The 16701-nt window shown below is 40.3% G+C and carries 15 protein-coding genes; 6 read left to right on the top strand and 9 right to left on the bottom strand.

The window, feature by feature from the left end; all coding sequences use genetic code 11:
* Positions 1-157: 157 nt before the first annotated feature.
* Together HWQ40_RS02235 and HWQ40_RS02230 are read right to left on the bottom strand one after the other, a co-directional pair.
* On the bottom strand, positions 158-709 hold the full coding sequence (locus tag HWQ40_RS02235; RefSeq protein WP_292774730.1) for a DUF2231 domain-containing protein: 552 nt from the start codon (positions 707-709) through the stop codon (positions 158-160).
* Between the two features lie 33 nt (positions 710-742).
* Complete coding sequence (locus HWQ40_RS02230) at positions 743-1483, bottom strand: DUF2993 domain-containing protein (RefSeq protein ID WP_292774728.1); 741 nt, start codon at positions 1481-1483, stop codon at positions 743-745.
* Between the two features lie 245 nt (positions 1484-1728).
* On the opposite strand from HWQ40_RS02230, the gene HWQ40_RS02225 reads away from it, so the two are divergent.
* From HWQ40_RS02225 to HWQ40_RS02210, 4 genes are all read left to right on the top strand, one after another.
* Positions 1729-2295: an HD domain-containing protein gene (locus HWQ40_RS02225; protein WP_292774727.1), complete on the top strand. Its 567-nt coding sequence runs from the start codon at positions 1729-1731 to the stop codon at positions 2293-2295.
* 186 nt (positions 2296-2481) lie between these two features.
* Positions 2482-3018: a hypothetical protein gene (locus HWQ40_RS02220; protein ID WP_292774726.1), complete on the top strand. Its 537-nt coding sequence runs from the start codon at positions 2482-2484 to the stop codon at positions 3016-3018.
* Positions 3019-3060: 42 nt separating this feature from the next.
* The gene (locus HWQ40_RS02215; RefSeq protein WP_292774923.1) at positions 3061-3897 is read left to right on the top strand and encodes a protein-glutamate O-methyltransferase CheR; all 837 of its coding nucleotides are present in this window, start codon (positions 3061-3063) and stop codon (positions 3895-3897) included.
* Between the two features lie 229 nt (positions 3898-4126).
* The gene (locus HWQ40_RS02210) at positions 4127-4906 is read left to right on the top strand and encodes a hypothetical protein (protein WP_292774725.1); all 780 of its coding nucleotides are present in this window, start codon (positions 4127-4129) and stop codon (positions 4904-4906) included.
* 177 nt (positions 4907-5083) lie between these two features.
* On the opposite strand, the gene truB is transcribed toward HWQ40_RS02210, so the two are convergent.
* Positions 5084-5968 carry a tRNA pseudouridine(55) synthase TruB gene (truB, locus tag HWQ40_RS02205; RefSeq protein WP_292774724.1) on the bottom strand — a complete coding sequence of 295 codons (885 nt, stop codon included), beginning with the start codon at positions 5966-5968 and terminating at the stop codon, positions 5084-5086.
* Between the two features lie 463 nt (positions 5969-6431).
* Between truB and HWQ40_RS02200 the strand changes: the two genes are divergently transcribed.
* Complete coding sequence (locus HWQ40_RS02200) at positions 6432-6938, top strand: hypothetical protein (protein WP_292774722.1); 507 nt, start codon at positions 6432-6434, stop codon at positions 6936-6938.
* Positions 6939-6967: 29 nt separating this feature from the next.
* Here the strand turns inward: HWQ40_RS02200 and HWQ40_RS02195 are convergent, their stop codons facing one another.
* The 4 genes from HWQ40_RS02195 to HWQ40_RS02180 form a co-directional block, all read right to left on the bottom strand.
* Positions 6968-8713 carry an ATP-binding protein gene (locus HWQ40_RS02195; RefSeq protein WP_292774721.1) on the bottom strand — a complete coding sequence of 582 codons (1746 nt, stop codon included), beginning with the start codon at positions 8711-8713 and terminating at the stop codon, positions 6968-6970.
* Between the two features lie 279 nt (positions 8714-8992).
* Positions 8993-9466: a response regulator gene (locus tag HWQ40_RS02190; RefSeq protein ID WP_292774720.1), complete on the bottom strand. Its 474-nt coding sequence runs from the start codon at positions 9464-9466 to the stop codon at positions 8993-8995.
* Positions 9467-9525: 59 nt separating this feature from the next.
* A complete protein-coding gene (locus HWQ40_RS02185; protein WP_292774719.1) occupies positions 9526-11904 on the bottom strand; it encodes an ATP-binding protein in 2379 nt (792 codons plus the stop codon).
* Between the two features lie 322 nt (positions 11905-12226).
* Entirely contained in the window at positions 12227-12943 is a 717-nt protein-coding gene (locus tag HWQ40_RS02180; RefSeq protein ID WP_292774718.1) for a hypothetical protein, read from the bottom strand.
* Positions 12944-13153: 210 nt separating this feature from the next.
* Between HWQ40_RS02180 and HWQ40_RS02175 the strand changes: the two genes are divergently transcribed.
* A complete protein-coding gene (locus HWQ40_RS02175; RefSeq protein ID WP_292774716.1) occupies positions 13154-13291 on the top strand; it encodes a type II toxin-antitoxin system PemK/MazF family toxin in 138 nt (45 codons plus the stop codon).
* A 111-nt stretch (positions 13292-13402) separates the two neighbouring features.
* Here HWQ40_RS02175 and HWQ40_RS02170 read toward each other — a convergent pair whose 3' ends face one another.
* Both HWQ40_RS02170 and HWQ40_RS02165 read right to left on the bottom strand, forming a co-directional pair.
* A complete protein-coding gene (locus HWQ40_RS02170) occupies positions 13403-15112 on the bottom strand; it encodes an alpha/beta hydrolase (RefSeq protein WP_292774714.1) in 1710 nt (569 codons plus the stop codon).
* Between the two features lie 507 nt (positions 15113-15619).
* Positions 15620-16543: a DMT family transporter gene (locus tag HWQ40_RS02165; protein ID WP_292774713.1), complete on the bottom strand. Its 924-nt coding sequence runs from the start codon at positions 16541-16543 to the stop codon at positions 15620-15622.
* Positions 16544-16701: the final 158 nt, after the last annotated feature.

Here is a 16701-nt window from a genome sequence, read left to right as displayed (position 1 = left end):
TATCTCCATCCCACAAGATGTATCAAAACTGTATCAAATACAAACGATAACTGCTAAATATTCTTAGCGGAAGCTGTAAATAATAATCTGTCACTGGGTTTCTAGCTCCGACCAACTATCTTGTTAAGTGCTGCGTTTTTCCTATCTTCTGCCTCCTTTAAGGATATCTTCTGCTACCTCCACCCACTACACCAATTTTGTGGCGATAGGAGAGTTCAGCACCGAACCAACCAGAAGCACTAGTCAGTGTACCGACAACAAGCGAGATTAACAGTCCCCAAGGTACTATTCGGGACTCAGCGTCGCCCAAGCGTAGGAGAAAGTTAACGAGCGATAAAACTAGTATAGAAACGTTAAGTATCAAATGCGTCCAACCGGCGGTGCGCTTACGGACTCGTTCAATTTTCACAAAGTCGCTCAGACCGATCGCAGATGCAAGGAGGCCTCCAGCTAATCCAAGTCCGATTAACCATAGCGAAGCCCTAGCCCAAAAGAAATCGCCAGTTAACCAGTAACCAATGTCACTTCCCAAAGCGGCGGCTAAAAAGGCTATGGGAAAGATCACACTCAACGGGTGTAGAGGATGTCCGGCGATCGCAACTGTACTGGGTACACCAGTATCACGATACTCACTGTCGTTACTTTCAATAACTGGTGGAATATTTGGAAAAGGTGTTGAACCTGTTTGCGTTGTTTCTGTAGTTTCCATTATTAGTATCCTGAATTTATGAACGTTACATTTTTAAGCTGAAGGAATTTTTTCAACATAAGCTTCAGCCTGTAGGATTAGTTTGCCTACTTCTACTTTTAGTTGGTTGACTTGCAGACTCATACCATCTAAATCAAAGTTACTTAGATTCAAAATTTCGCTAGTTTGATCTATCAAAGCTTTTGTCAAATCTGGCGAGATTTCCTTACTTTCGCCATACTCGATATTTTCCAAAGTAACACTTTTTCCATTGCTGCTAATCCTGGGGACTGCAGAAAAAGCAACTTGCTGATTTTCACCAGTTTCTACTAATTTTATGCTGGCATTTAGTGCTACTTTCCCATCACCCGGTAATCGAAAATCTACATCTTGAGGTTCAATAGTCCTCAATTGTCCGTTAATATGTATTTTTTGACTTTGCAGTTGTGAACGCACATATTCGGAGTTGAAAGCACAATTGATATCAGCTTCGGTTAACACAACCTGTGCATGAGCTTCAGTCGGTTTAGTAAGTTCAATTTTGCCAAAAGCCACACTTAGAGGATTAATGGCAACATTAGTCATTTGCATTTCCAATTCCTCCATGCGGAGGTCTTTCTGCATAACCAAACCTTCACCTTGAATCGTGACTTCATCCACCTCTCCCTGAACCAGTTTCAGCGGGTCTGTCTTGATGTCTACATCTAGATTTTCTACTTCATCTAACTGACTAGATAATCCTATTTCTACCGCTTTATTGAGCGCTTGCTCTCCTAATCCAGGATTGCCTAGCATTATGTTAAGTTAACTCCTAGTTTAAAGTACATCCTTGAGTAAATTTAATAAACTAACAGCAGAGTTTTATCTATCTGGCGATGGAATATAGATTTAAATGTTGTTTATCTAATTTCAAATTTCAATTTTCCCCTTGTACCCTTTTCATTCTTTATTACCTCTGCACTTGGAGCGATTTGTTATAAAATTGACACAAACCCAATATTTCAGTTGAGTTCTTCTGACTGCTGGAATTTTTTTATACAATGCTCTCAGAACGTTTTACCGCAGCCCTTACCTACGCTACCCAACTACACGCTAACCAAGTTCGTAAAGGTTCAGGTGTCCCCTACGTTGCCCATTTATTAGGTGTCGCCAGTATTGCTTTAGAATACGGGGCAAATGAAGATGAAGCGATCGCAGCCCTCTTACACGATGCGATCGAAGATCAAGGTGGCGCTGCAACACGAGAAGAAATTCGTCGTCGCTTTGGTGACAATGTAACGGCAATTGTAGATGGTTGTACTGACGCTGATACAACTCCAAAACCCCCTTGGCGACAGCGTAAGGAGGCATACATTGCTCATATTGCTACTGCTTCCCCATCAGTTCTGCTGGTGTCATTAGCTGATAAACTTTACAATGCCCAATCTATTCTCAAAGATTATCGCATTTTGGGCGAATCTCTTTGGGAACGTTTTCATGGGCGTAAAGAAGGTACTCTTTGGTATTATCGAGCGCTTGTAGATGCCTTTAAAAAGACTGAAAGCACTGTAATAATTGAGGAATTAGAACGGGTGATTTTGCAAATTGAAGTGTTAGCATCTAAATAAAAAAATTTTATTTACCCAGAAGTAGATAAAAGATTTATCAAAACTAGACAAATAGATTTTTTATAAACACGATATAGTCATGTTTCTCAGGAATAAATTTTGGCTTTTAGGTTCTCTCTCTAGATAAAAAATCTTTCTCTCGATAGATAGGTGTACTGACATTATTATGGCTGCTATGTTACCAATATGACGATAGTAAGACAAAACACCCTAAATCCAACTGTAAATCCTTCAGTAAGTCCTCCAGAAAACTTGGCAGAAAAGTATATAGAAGCAGAGCGTATGCGTGATGTTCTGCTTTTACTGCAAAACTTGATTAACAGTGAAGAAGCCACTGTGAAACTAATTCTGGATTGTCTTTATGATGTTGGTTCAGTCAATTTGATTAATCAAAAGCTTCGCCTGAAACCTTTAAACAGGGTGATGAAATTAATTGCCCGAATGTCTAAACCAGTTTTTAGAACCTTAGCTTTAAATTGGTTTAAAAAGAACTGTCCCCAACTGATTACTAATTGGCTACACACGCAAGTCTCTTTTAAAAATCCCCAAAAGACACCCGAACAAGTAGCTATTGAAGTTGTACAACTGGAACCATATTCCATACCACAGACACAAAGTCTGAGCCAAGAGATTAAAAATCTGCGCTCTCAGGTAAGATGGCTAGCTGGAATTTCAATAATTGCGATCGCTGTTTTAGTAGTAAAAGCCACTTGGTTAAACTGAAACCTATGAATGATGAATAATGAATGATGAATTATGAATATTATGTCTCTGCCAAAACCCCTCTTGGAGGATATAGAAATACACCTGCTCTTGGAGGGTGTGTATCAGTACTATGGTTATGACTTTCGCAATTATGCTCTTTCCTCACTCAAGCGTCGTATTCAGGGCTTCATGCAATTAGAAGGGTTAGCAAATGTTTCTGCATTGCAAGAGCGGTTACTCCACAATCGCCCCTATTTAGAACGATTTTTGCTTGCTCTGACGGTGAATGTAACATCAATGTTTCGCGATCCCAGCTTTTATAATACCTTCAGAAATCAGGTTATTCCCTTCTTACAAACCTATCCGTTTATTCGGATCTGGCACGCTGGATGCTCAACTGGTGAAGAAGTCTACTCAATGGCAATTTTACTGCAAGAAGAAGGACTTTATCATCGTTGCCGCATATATGCCACTGATACGAATGAGAAGGTATTACAAAATGCCAAAAGTGGGATTTTCTCGCTGAAACTGATGCAGGAATATACTCACCTTTATCTGAAAGCAGGTGGCAAGAAATCTTTCTCCGAATATTATACAGCAGCTTATGATAATGCTATTTTTCGATCGTCCCTAAGAGAAAATGTTGTTTTTGCCCAGCATAATTTAGCCACTGATAGTTCTTTTAATGAGTTTAATGTTATTCTTTGTCGTAATGTCCTTATATATTTTAATCAGAGACTTCAAAAGCGGGTACACGAACTATTTTATAATAGCCTTTGCACCTTTGGCATCTTGGGTTTAGGAAGACAAGAATCTATCAGGTTTACCTCTTATGAGCAGTACTACGAAGAGTTAATCAAGGGTGAGAAAATATATAGGAAAATAGCAGGTGGGTGAAGAGAATGCTTTGAATGGGTAATTGAATTATGAATTATGAAGTATGAATTATCCTAAAATAACTAATGCCCAATGCCCCAAAAATTATGAATAAAATTGCGTAGGCGTAGCCCATCGTAGATATCGCTGTCAAAAGACAGTCTGTCAAACATTTTTTATTGTGTTCAGAAGATAGATTTAGACATCGCTTAAGGTAAATTACACATTAAAGTCTTAAAGGAGATTGTCGATGCAACTTCTCGAATGTCCTCCTGTTGCAGTTATTGCTGGAGAAAATGCGGTTCATGTTTCTCAACTACCTTCTATATGGCAAGACATTGCTAGAGGAACCACGAGTGTCGGACTTTCCCAACCCGAAAGCTATGTTGAGATGGCACAGTTGTTTTTGTATAAATTAGAACGTGGTGATGTTGATTTATTTAGCGATCGCCCCCAACTAGCTCACTTGATACCGTCATTTTCCCAGTTATTTGCACAACTGGCATGGGAAACTTTAGAGTTTTTTGGGCAAGACTTTCTCAAACACAGCTATCCGAACTTTGCAGAAATTCTCCGTGATGTGGAGTCAAAAGGAATCGATTACGCTGATGAAATAAAAGTGGCTCGTATTGGCATAGATTTGTTCAATGAATTTGGTTATGAACTACCTGCTAGCTTTTATCACGTGCATTTAGCACCAATTTACCGCGATCATGTTTTTGAAGAACGTGCTTTACGATTCGATCAACGCGATATTGAGCATAAACGTGCTTGGGATGCCATACTCCATGCAGGTAAGGTATTTGCTATTCAAATGAAGGTGCAAAGTATTGCTTCTAAATATGGTTTTACTTATCAGCATGGCTGCGGTTGCAACTCTCACCTATCTTCCATTGATGTATCTCGTGGGGCGTTTGAATATGAATTGAGTCTCGACAAGCGTCAGCGATGGATTCGCAGTTTCATCTGGACTGCTTGGTACGAGTATGCCTTCTTTGCGATCATACCTAATACAAGTTATTTGGTTTAACAACAAAGGAGTCAGGAGTCAGAATTCAGAATTGAATTGTGTGCGACTGGTGGATAGCGCAAGGGTAGCGAGTCCAGCCTTGCAGCCAACAAAGCAAGCTACACGGAGCGTCATGTAGAGAACATCTTGATTCTTACCGGAGGCGGAGTGTCTCCGGCTCCACTCCTGAATTCTTCTTCAAGAAATCGGTTCAAAAACCATTTGCGGAATCAACACTTCATCTTGTAATTGTCCAACACCTAAAAAACGAATCTCTTCTTGATAAACTCGCACTATCCCAGTAACATCAGAATTTAGAGAAACTCGCTGACCTTGACACCATTTTTGAGCAGATGTTGCTGGTAAAGTCACAGACAACAAATGTTGTAAGGCTGCATCAGGGGTAAGAGGTTGAAATGTCCCGCCTTGCAATTTAGTTTCTAAGTCGGTGAAAGTGAGACTATCTGTTAAATCGAAACCACTGCTTTGGGTACGGATCAAAGCCGCAAGAGTGCCACCGGTTTCTAAGATTGTACCTAAGTCACGAGCGATCGCTCTAATATATGTACCAGATCCACAGGCGATCGCCACATCCAATTCAGGAAAATCTCCTTCTCTCCAGTCCAAAATTTCTATGTGAAAAATTTCCACTGTCCGCACTGGAACTTCCACTATTTTCCCTTGGCGTGCTAAGTCATAGAGACGTTTGCCATCCACTTGAATTGCACTATAATTTGGTGGGATTTGCTCAATCTTGCCTTCAAATTGTGCCAGTGCAGTTTTCACCTTTGCCAAACTCAACCCAGCACAAGCTTGAGAACTAATGATTTCACCTTCTAAATCATCGGTTGTAGTCTGCACACCCAGACGAATCGTAGCCTTGTAAGCTTTGTTTTCTGGCAGATATTGCAATAATCTTGTAGCTTTACCAAGTGCGATCGGTAAAACGCCTGTTGCTGCTGGATCTAAGGTTCCCGCATGTCCTACACGCTTGAGGCGCAACAATTTTCGCACCCGTGCTACGCAGTCGTGGGAAGTCCAGTCAAATGGTTTGTTTAAGTTGAGAAAACCTTGAAATAACACAAAATCAATACTTACAGCTTCTAAACTCTATTAAATACTTATTTAATGCTCAAAGCATTAATATTTATACCATTTCTTTGTGAGCCTGCGCCAAATCCTTTAACTTCATTCTTTCTTTGTGTCCTTTGCGTCCTTTGCGGTTCGTTTTTCTTTCTTATCCTTAAACATGGTTTAGCGCATCTTCATACAGAATTGGTATTAGCAATCAAAGTTTATTTAAGCATTATTTTATCAGTATCAAGACATTCTCTAAGCACTTTACCGAATAATATACAAAAAGTGCAGATAACGCCGAGTATTTTCCGCAAATATCACGATGTCATTTATAACTTCCAAGACATAAAACTGTAATAATCAAGAAATATCATAGAAAACTTCATGAAAGTTTTTATTGCCAATCAAATATTTTACCGTAGCGCTTTTAGTAAAACAACTATCAATAGCTTTTATGAACATAAATCAAATGAAAAAATCAATCTTCACTACTACATTTATTTTTTGCTCTATGTTGATTGTAAGTTGTAGTAACTCTGGCAATAGTGCTTCTCAACAGAATAAAGTTAATCCAGCAAATACTGCAACAGCTACCCAAGTGAATTCTGAATCTATTTCTGTAAATAAAGTCAAACTAGATAATAACCAAAAAACTATTAATTCAGCATCAACTGAAAAAACATCTCCTAAAAACAATCAATCCAAGGAAATTAAAAACGATAATCCAATTTCTGGTACTATCAAAGATATGCAAAACGGAGACTTAAAATGCTACGTTACTGTTGTCGATAAAAATGGCAAAGTATATGAAGGTGTCGGTGCAGTCTTTGAGGTTTGCAAACCAGAGAAATACGTCAACAAAAAAGTAAAAATGTCTTATTCTCTAGAGAACGTCAGTGATTGCCAAAGTTCTGAGCCTTGCGGGAAAACAATCAAAGAATGGTTAATTAGCAAGATAGAAATTCAAGATCAATAATTACAATATGCTTTTTAAAATTATCTAAATCAAGTGGATGATGGGGATAGTTGACCAGTTGGGCATATCTTTGGTAAGCTAACTGTAACTTTAGTTCCTTGCCCCACTTCACTCGACAAGGTAATATTGCCACTATGTAACTCGACACAAGCTTTAGCGATCGCTAGCCCTAAGCCTGTACCAGGAATTGTGTCAACGTTACTTCCACGACTGAAGGATTGAAACAAATTTTCTTGATCTGCCATCGGGATACCAATTCCTCGATCTTTGATGTAAAAAATTGCTTCTGATTCTTTGCCGATCAGGTGGAATTCTATGCTACCTCCATCTGGAGAGTACTTGATTGCATTGGACATTAAGTTAATAAAAATTTGTTGCAAAAGTCCGCGATCGCCCCAAAATCCATGATGATTACCAGTAATTTTAAAAATCAATTCGTGGCGATCGCCTACTGTTTCTCGCTCTTGTTCTACAAGGTCAGAAAAAAATTGCAGTAAATTGACTGAAATTGGTTTAAACTTGGGTTTTTCCAGTTCAAGTTGGTTAACCAATAGCATATTATCCACGAGTTTGGACATATACCTTGCTTTCTGTTCAATGATTCCCAAGAACCTCTGTTGTTTAGATTCATCTAGTTGCTGTCTATGTTTTACCAAAGTTGATGCCGCAGCCAGAATTGAAGTTAGCGGCGTTCGATACTCATGGGAAACCGTTGTAATTATTTGGGATTTAAATACATTGAGTTGCTTTTCTTTGGCAAGGGCTGCTTGAGTTTGGGCTAACAATTCCGCTTGTTGAATAGCAATTGCTAGTTGCACTGATACTTCATTGAGCATTTCTGCATCATCAGTTTGCCAGTGTCGCTCCCCGGAATTATGGTGAGCAATCAATAAACCCCAAAGCTTGGGGGTTGGGTTCCCATTGTTGCTCAGATTAATCGGAACTACCAGATTTGCCTTAGTATTAAATTGCTCTTTGAGGCTGACACAATTACACAAGCCAAGCTCATAGATGTAAGGGATTGGGGATGGGGAATTGGGCACAAGAGGCAGAGGGGCACAGGGACGGAGGGGCACAGGGGAAACACCTACTGCAACTTCCTCCCTGCTCCTCTGCTCCTCTGCTCCCCTGCTCCCCTGCTCCCCAATCCCGACGCGATCGCACAATGCCACAGTGCGGTATGACTCAACTGATGAGGCGACTATTTTACCATTTGTATCTGGGGCAAACTGATAAACCATCACGCGATCGCACTTCAGAAGTTGCTGTACCTCAGCTACAGCCGTATTCAAAATTTGCTCTAGGTTAAGAGACTGGCGAATTCGTAAAGCAGTTGTGGCAATTAGGCGTTGTCGCTCTTGAGTTTTGATCAGTTGGGCTTGCAAGCACGATTGCTTAATGGCGTTGCGGACTGCTAGTTGCAGCACATCCTGTGTAAGATTTTGCTTGACTAAATAATCCAAAGCACCCCGTTTCATTACCTGCACAGCGATTTCTTCATCGCCGCGCCCTGTCAACATAATCACGGGGATAGAAGTCTTAAATATCTCCTGCTGTATGCGATCAAAAAGTTCTAACCCACTCATATCAGGTAGGCAGAAATCCAGCAAAATGACATCGCAGCGTACTTTTTGGCACAAAGCAAGTCCTTCTTCTGCACAGTCTGCCTCCAAAATCTGGTATGACTGGTGCGGATCTTTCAAAAGATATCGACGATAGATTTTCCGATCTGCGGCACAATCATCGATGATAAGTAGCGTCCATGTGTCCAACATAAGGTTATGAGGATCAGGGAGCCATATAGATCCCTTTTATCCAGATTGTGTTTTCTTGCATAATTCTAAAAATAATATAAAATAAGTGTAAATAAAATCTAAATTCTTTAGTAATCCTAAAGAAACACCAAATAGTCAAAAACAGGAAAATGGGGAAAAGGAATCTAACACAGACAAACAGACACACTGACTCAAACAGGAAAATGTCTCTGTGTCCTCTGAGCCATCTCCTTTATTATCGTTCTTCCCCTACTGCTACATCAACAAAAAATAAACAAATTAATCCAACACAGGCGGCGTATTGGCTTCAAGCCAGTAATCCACGAATGCCTGAATCGTCTTTTTTAGTTCCTGAGCATCCATCGGTTTTACCAGATATCCATTTGCGCCCTTTTGGTAGCACAATTCAATATCCTTGGGGTTAGATGATGTGGTAAAAACAACGATGGGGATTCCCTTGAAACTCTTGTCTTGCTTGAGCCGATCTAAAATGTCACGCCCATCAATACCTGGCAAATTCAGATCGAGCAAGATTACAGAGGGTCGTAATGCTACTTTAGAGTTGGGTAAGTCTTCGTCCTTAGCGTAGGCATTGTTTCCCTGTTGATAAAGAAACTCTAAAACCTCATCTCCATTAGTACAACGGTGTATGGGGTTCTGGACGGACATACGCCGCATCAGACGTTGCAGCATCCGAAAATCTTCATTGCTGTCCTCAACAACGAGCAGCGGTTCATGAAGTTTTTTTGTCATTCGTGGTCTTAAAAGAGCTTAACAAAAATACATATTTAGCATTTAGCCACTATCTTAAACTATTCCAGCGTAAAATAGAACATTGAGCCAACGCCTACAGTAGATTTCACCCAAATTTTACCGTTATGAAGCTCAACAATCTTCTTAACAATAGCTAGTCCTGCACCGGCTCCTCCACCGTATTTTTCCTGGGAATGGAGCCGCTTAAATAGTCTAAAGATAGTTTCTAGGTGATGGTGTGGAATTCCAATACCGTTATCTCGGATATAAAAGATTGGGCATTGGGCATTGGGCATTGGGAAAGAGGAGGCAGGAGGCAGGAGGCAGAAGTTCTTTAATTTTGAATTTTGAATTTTGAATTTTGAATTGATTTCTCCCTCATCTCCCCCTGCTCCCCTGCTCCCCTGGCCCTCTGCCTCTTCTTGAGAAATGTAGCCAATCTCAACCCATTGCTTTGCCTTATCGTTGTATTTGAACGCATTACCAATCAGATTGCTGAAGACTTCATTAACGAGAACTCGGTCACACTGAACTGTTGGTAAAGGGCGAGGGATGCGAATATCCACAAGCTGAAAGTCTTGCCGACTAGCACGAAAGACTTCAATTACTTGGTTGAGCAATTCGTTGAGGTCAGTTGCTTGCACACGCAGTTGCGCTTGTCCTAACTGTGAGAGTCGCAATAGAGCATCAATCAGAGTTTCCATGCGTACAGACAAGGATACTACTGTTTGCAAACACTCAATTCCCTCATCATCTAATACTTGGGCATAGTCTTCTAGCAACACTGTCGAGAAGTTATAAATGCCCCGCAAAGGTTCTTTGAGGTCATGGGAAGCGGCGTAGGCAAAGGATGCCAGTTCTTGGTTGCTGCGCTCTAACTCCAGGTTGATTTTAGCTAATTCATCCGCTTTCGAGAGTACAATACCAACGATCGCATTTCTCAAAGCGATCGCACTGTCAAGTTCACAAGGTTTCCAAGGTAGAGAAGTTAATCTAACCGTTTCTTGCCATTGTTCAAAGGATTTTCGGGGAGATAGGCTAAAGCTACCATCTGCCTGTGCTTGCATGGATTCCTGTGGATTTCCTGCCCAGTGTACCGTTTGGATAACTTCAGGGCGAAACCAAAGGATGTAATAGCGCCGGACTTTAGAAATCCGCAGTAGTAACAAGCCACTAACAGTATCTTTAAATATCAGCGCCTCTTGGTAAAGCTTTGGCAGAGAATCAGTAGAAAATAGGTTATCACTAACTTGGGTATCCGCCCATTCAATAAGTGCCTGAACTTCATGAATATTTGGTGTTGCTCCCACCAGGGTAATTTCATTATCCAGACAAACCGCCGCTCCTGAAGCACTAACAAGATCGAGCAAGCGGATTTCCGGTTTGATTAGGGCATCGATAAAATTGTCTGCTTGGGAAATAGATTCTAGAAACTCAGACTGTAACGATTTGAGTTTTACTTTATAATCCCATTCCGAGTAACTAATTTTGTGCGCTAACTCTGAAGACGCAATCTGTCCCAAAAATTCGCACATCTTGCGGACTTCGTAAGAAATATACTTTGGTGTTTGATGGTGACAGGATATTAATCCCCAAAGCTTTTGCTCTTGAATGAGTGAAATCACCAAAAGAGCCTTTACTCCCATATTTTGATGATATTCCGCACAACACCAATCAAAACTTCGTAGCACAGAGTAACTTAAGTCAAGATGCTGATGTGTTGTCGGATTTTCCGTTGGAACTAGTTTAATCGGTTCGGCAGTCAAATCGGGGAGAAATCGCAAAAAGCAGCGCGTATATAACTCCCTAGCCTGCGCCGGAATGTCTGTAGCGGGATAGTGGAGTCCTAAATAAGGTGATAAATCCTCCCGTTTAACTTCTGCAACAACAGAACCCGCTTCTGACTGGTCAAATTGATAGACCATCACCCGGTCAAAACCGATGATTTTTTGGATTTCTTCAGCTACCAGATGCAAAAATTCTATCAGATTGGATGTGCTTTGCATTTTTGCGATCGCTTCACCCGCCAAAGCATGAAAGCCCAAGAAACTCAACTCCGATTCCGAGTCTGTGGGTTCTAACTCCAGAATCACAGCCTCTTCTGTACGATGAGCAATAGCATCAAAATCTCGTTCCCCATCCAAAATACTTATTGATACTTTTAAAGCATTAGCACTGCCAATCTTTTTTACTAAGCACTGCTTGACAATTTCCACTTGCTGAGGGTCAAGTAAATAGCTCAAAGGTTGACCGAGCATATCTTCTGGCTTTTTGCCCAAATACACTTGGGTATTGTTGCTAACTTGCAGTATCTCTAGCTGAGTACTGAGTGCCAGTAGAACGCCATGAGGTTGAATAGAGCCAGGTATGTGAATAGGTTTGCGATCGTGGTTAGTCAGGGCAGTAACTTGGGCTGTAGTATATTCAGGCTGGCTCATAACTGAACTTATGTAAAGCTGACTTTTACAATAGCGCAATTAAATGTCACATTTCTTTAAAGTATACGTCGAGAAGTATGAATGCGATCGTATATCAATTGGGCTTGTTAGAGTTTTTACAATAAGTAGGTAAGCGCAAATAATTAGAAGATGGTTTTCGGTACGTTATAGAAGCTGTAATATCATGTCCGTATAGCTAATTATTATTTACACCCATAGTTATTGCACCCTACTGACTCTAATAGTCACTGCCGTCTTAAATACGGTGAAAAGCTTGACTATCGTAATATACCTGACAACCTGACAAGTCTCCATCACATTGTTAGCCTGTTTTCACTAGCAACTTAGCGCAAACTGCAAGAAAACCACTGATGAGTGGATGAGGTTTAGAAGGAGTTGACGAAGTTTGCGGCACAAACAAACTTGCTAGAAAGAAGGGATGAGTTGGTAACTCCAAAATACGAGGTTCACCATCTTGGTCTGTGCCAGAAATCTGCATACCTGCCTCAATGAGAGCATCACGATACATCGGATTCATTCCAAAGTGGCAGAAGTATTCCTCAACTGCTACGTTGTTGCTGTAGAGATCGTGAGCAAGACTGTTGGGTTGAATATTGACAGTCATCTTCTCTCCTGCAATGTTACACGCAAGCGGAGTCAGAATTAATCGAGGAGCAGATGGATCGAATTCAGCACTGGTAGCATCTGCAATCCATAATACGTTGCGGGCAAACTCAATAACCGCATACTGAAATCCAGCACATGTTCCAAAATAGGGCTTGTGATTTTCACGAGCGAAGCGAATTCCTTGGAGCGTTCCTTCCAACTCCTGAACATCTCCTGGCCCGCCAAAGATGCCATCAAAATCCTGCAACATTGCACTTGCATTAGGCTTGGCAAGAGTTTCTGTTGGTATCCATGTTTCTGTAACTTCTAGGTCAAGAACTGCTGCGGCATGACGGAGCGCTACGCCCAATGTAGCTTGAGGTGGAAACACTGGGTCATAGTCACCAACAACGGCTACCTTGATTGGTTTCATTGGCTTACCTCGATTTGTAGTATTTTTGTAGCATAACTTCTTGTCTTCAGTGCTTCTATCACTCTACAGACAGATTCAAAACTCTGCCCCCACCAATAACTTGAGGGCTAACTAGTTATTAGAACAATCGAATGGCTTCTATAGTTATAGTTTGTCCAATTACTAATCAAAAAAAAAGGTCTTAACTTTGAGGTTCCGCTTGCTGACGGAATGATAACCAGTGGCGTAGTGCTAGCCGATCAGATCAAATCACTGGATTGGAAAGCTAGGAAGGTGTTGTTTGTAAAGAAAGTTGAACAGGAGCTAATTGAAGAAGTGCAAGCAAGAATTAAGTCTCTAATTTTATAAAGACGCAAATAAATTTTATAGACGTAATTAATTACGTCTGTACAAATCAAATAAAAATCATTACATGCAGCAATGCAACACCAATATCCAACATCCAAAATCCGAAGCTGACTATGGTGTTGGGAACTTTTTTTTTACGAGTTTGGCTCCTTTGATATCCAATAATTGTGCTAATTCGGTTGTATTCAATGACTTGACGAGACTCAAACCAAGAGACTTACTAGAAATGCTTTGAGTATAGGCGGCGTTCAGGTAGGGCGTGTATTGCGGCCTGCCTGCAATGTATGTTTGGAAGAAAGGTAAACTTAAAACATTCATGTAACGACGTGCTTGAGAAGCATCACCAATCATATCGGCAGGTAATGCAACTTGTTGATTTGCAGGGTTTGCATTGCCAATGGTGGAAAAGTGTGTGCCACCAACAAGCATGACGAGATACTTTTGGGAATTTGTCAACCAGGAGAAAGGTAAAATTTGCTCGGATAAAGCTGGTGCAACTGTATCATCACTACTGCTGACAATCATCACTGGAGTTTTAATTTGACTTAAGCCAGCTTTGCCGAAAATCGAACTAGTAATGGGATTAACTGCGATCACAGCTTTTACTCTCTCATCCCGCAGGTTATAATCTTTACCAGACTTGCTGATGCTCAATTCTAAAGCGCGACACTGGAGCAGTAAAGACATATTCCAGGTATTTTGCAGTGCTGCTGGTTGACAGTCTTGTTTTAGCTGCTCAAAGTTGATTTTAGCGCCTGCTAGGGCCAAGGCTGTGTAGCCTCCCAAAGATTGACCAAATACTCCGACTTGTTGCAGATTTAGGCGACCTTTAAACCGTGAATCAGATTGATTACCTTTTTGCAATTGATTCAGTATATATGTTACATCCAAAGGTCGGTCTTGAAATTCACTTGGTTTTGCTATTTCAATAGCGCGTCCTTTTAACAGAGAACGTAATTGTTTCGCATCACTACCAGGGTGATTGGGAACAACGACAGCAAATCCGTAAGAAGCTAGATGAGTGGCTAAATATTGAAAGTTACTGCTGTCTAAACCCAAGCCGTGAGAAATTACAATTATCGGTGCAGTCTTCTGGACATTGGGAATGTAAACATCAGTCAATAAAAGTCGATTGCGGGTTGAGTCGAAAAACTTCAGGATGTATTTTTGCGACTTAAATTTTCCCGGAACCTTTAAATTGGGCAATTGCGAGAAATTTGGTTGGGAAATGCTATCAGCTTCTATTTTAGACTTTTGGGAAACAGCTGCGATCGCTTGATGGGTTTGGTTAACAAGTTTCTCCAATTCCGTAGCTATTTCCAAAGTCTCAGCGACATCAAGGCGAATGCTACTAGTGGGATATTTACGCAACACATTTAAAAGTGTCAAGCCTCCCGATTCACCAGAGGCTAAAATTAGCGCCGAACGCAAAGCACCAAATCCTGGTTCTGGTTGACTGGTTTTAATCACTTGCGCCAAGCGATGCAGTAAAAATTCTCCTTGGGGTGTGTAGAGAAGTTGCGAAACTACTACTGGACTAACTTTCACACGATTAAGCAAAATCCGCCGCAATTCTTGAAGCTGTTCTAAAGGCAGATATCGCTGATAGGCTGCTAAGTCTTCGTTAATTACACCTGTTTTGGCGTAGTTCTCTAAAGTCGTGACTGAAATGGAAAGCTCCAAAGCTGAATAAGATGCATAAATCCGCTCTGCTGCCAAGACAGAATTACTAATTCCAAATGTTGGCAGCACCATTGAAAGAACCAGCAATAAAGAATTTTTTCTGAGGGTGCTGGCCCAATTACCAAACAAACTATTCATCGCTCAACTGTTTCGGTGGTCTGGTTTTATCGGGTGTTGGCTTTGGTAGTTATTCGGGCGCCCTGCTTGGTTTACTTAAAGTTATCAGCCTCAATTTTATCAAAACAGAATTTAGGAGTCAGTAGTTATAATTCACGATGAATTATGTATGACTTGCGAATGTAGCTGACTGAAAATAATGGGTATAAATGGGTTTAAAATCTCCACCAAATCTTAGATTTAGTAGTCAAACAAAGTAGTGATTCCCAATGCCCTAGTAATTTATTCTGACTCCTGAATTTTGATTTTTGAATTCTTTTGCAAGGATATTTCGGCTATAAAGTCAACAATCAAATACTACAAAGTCACGCAGATGGGTAAAGTATGCGGCTGACTTCAGTAGTTTGCCTTCACTATTAAATCATAACAAATAAAAAATAGTCTGCCTCAGTATTTATGTTGTAGCTTTGAATATTGCACAAATTCACTAGCTGAAAAATCCAGTAAAAAGCCTGAAAAACATGGTGATTAATCAGCTTTTCCCAAGGCGATCGCTACTGAACCTGTAACTACTAAACCCGCTCCGAATATTGCTATGAGGGTGAAGTGTTCTGGTGGTGTCCAAGAAGGTGCAATAACTGATACAACCGCAACTGATATTAATGTCACAATGGGAGCTAAAGCTATTACTGCACTTACTCGTGATGCTTCCCAATGTTGTAATGATTCAGAAAAAGCACCGTAAGCGATTAAAGTATTCAAGGCACAAAAAATTAACATTCCTAAATGGAAAGTATCGAGTATAAAAAGTGATTTAATTTTAGCTAGAGGAGTGAATAATAAAGCACAGCCTCCATAAATAATCAACATGATGCTGGTGGAAGATAAAGATTGTAATAACTGCTTTTGTGCCAAAGCATAAATAGCCCAAGCCGTTGAGCCTAGCGCAATTAAAATACTACCTAGTATATATGTGCCATGTGCTGTAATTAAATTCGTTAGTTGTTCATGGAAAAATAAAAGATAACCACAAATCATTACACTAACGCCAATCCATTGAGACAGCCGATAACGTTCTTTAAAAATTACTAACCCTCCAAAACCTAATAAAAGGGTAGATAATTGAATGAGAACTTCAGCATTAGCAGGCGATGTTAATGCTAAACCTTGGGTAAACGAAAAGTAATTAATCCCTAAGAATATTGTCGCGATCGCTAATAATTTTCCAGAAGCAGAGCGCAGTTGTTCTAATTTTGGTAATTTGCCGCGTATCCCTAAATACATAGCAAGCAATACAAATGATACCAAAAAGCGAAACCAAATAACGGTATAGACATCAATTACTTGTAGAGTTACTCCAAGAGCAATAGGTAAAATTCCCCACAACAACACTGTCAATAGCGATAACGCTAGCCCTAAGCGCCACCGACCAGAACTTTGATGTAGTAACATTAAAATATCCTAAAAGTAGGACTGATAAATAAGTTATATCTAATTTAAATATCTAAACATTTTATCAAACTCTTATCGATAAAATATATTAGTAGCTTAGTTAATGCAAATTCAATATAAAATAATCCGCTGACCAAACTCAATTTATTATTCGTAGC

Origin of the sequence: Nostoc sp. NMS9 (assembly GCF_017114995.1) — a bacterium.
In the GTDB taxonomy this organism is placed as follows: domain Bacteria; phylum Cyanobacteriota; class Cyanobacteriia; order Cyanobacteriales; family Nostocaceae; genus Nostoc.
This window is presented reverse-complemented; position numbering and strand designations above follow the sequence as displayed.

Coding starts and splice junctions, on each gene's coding strand:
- HWQ40_RS02165 (WP_292774713.1), bottom strand. CDS start 16,543: ATGTTACTACATCAAAGTTCTGGTCGGTGGCGCTTAGGGCTAGCGTTA.
- HWQ40_RS02210 (WP_292774725.1), top strand. CDS start 4,127: ATGCAACTTCTCGAATGTCCTCCTGTTGCAGTTATTGCTGGAGAAAAT.
- HWQ40_RS02195 (WP_292774721.1), bottom strand. CDS start 8,713: ATGTTGGACACATGGACGCTACTTATCATCGATGATTGTGCCGCAGAT.
- HWQ40_RS02215 (WP_292774923.1), top strand. CDS start 3,061: ATGTCTCTGCCAAAACCCCTCTTGGAGGATATAGAAATACACCTGCTC.
- HWQ40_RS02220 (WP_292774726.1), top strand. CDS start 2,482: ATGACGATAGTAAGACAAAACACCCTAAATCCAACTGTAAATCCTTCA.
- HWQ40_RS02180 (WP_292774718.1), bottom strand. CDS start 12,943: ATGAAACCAATCAAGGTAGCCGTTGTTGGTGACTATGACCCAGTGTTT.
- HWQ40_RS02175 (WP_292774716.1), top strand. CDS start 13,154: ATGATAACCAGTGGCGTAGTGCTAGCCGATCAGATCAAATCACTGGAT.
- HWQ40_RS02190 (WP_292774720.1), bottom strand. CDS start 9,466: ATGACAAAAAAACTTCATGAACCGCTGCTCGTTGTTGAGGACAGCAAT.
- HWQ40_RS02235 (WP_292774730.1), bottom strand. CDS start 709: ATGGAAACTACAGAAACAACGCAAACAGGTTCAACACCTTTTCCAAAT.
- HWQ40_RS02170 (WP_292774714.1), bottom strand. CDS start 15,112: ATGAATAGTTTGTTTGGTAATTGGGCCAGCACCCTCAGAAAAAATTCT.
- HWQ40_RS02185 (WP_292774719.1), bottom strand. CDS start 11,904: ATGAGCCAGCCTGAATATACTACAGCCCAAGTTACTGCCCTGACTAAC.
- HWQ40_RS02225 (WP_292774727.1), top strand. CDS start 1,729: ATGCTCTCAGAACGTTTTACCGCAGCCCTTACCTACGCTACCCAACTA.
- HWQ40_RS02200 (WP_292774722.1), top strand. CDS start 6,432: ATGAAAAAATCAATCTTCACTACTACATTTATTTTTTGCTCTATGTTG.
- HWQ40_RS02230 (WP_292774728.1), bottom strand. CDS start 1,483: ATGCTAGGCAATCCTGGATTAGGAGAGCAAGCGCTCAATAAAGCGGTA.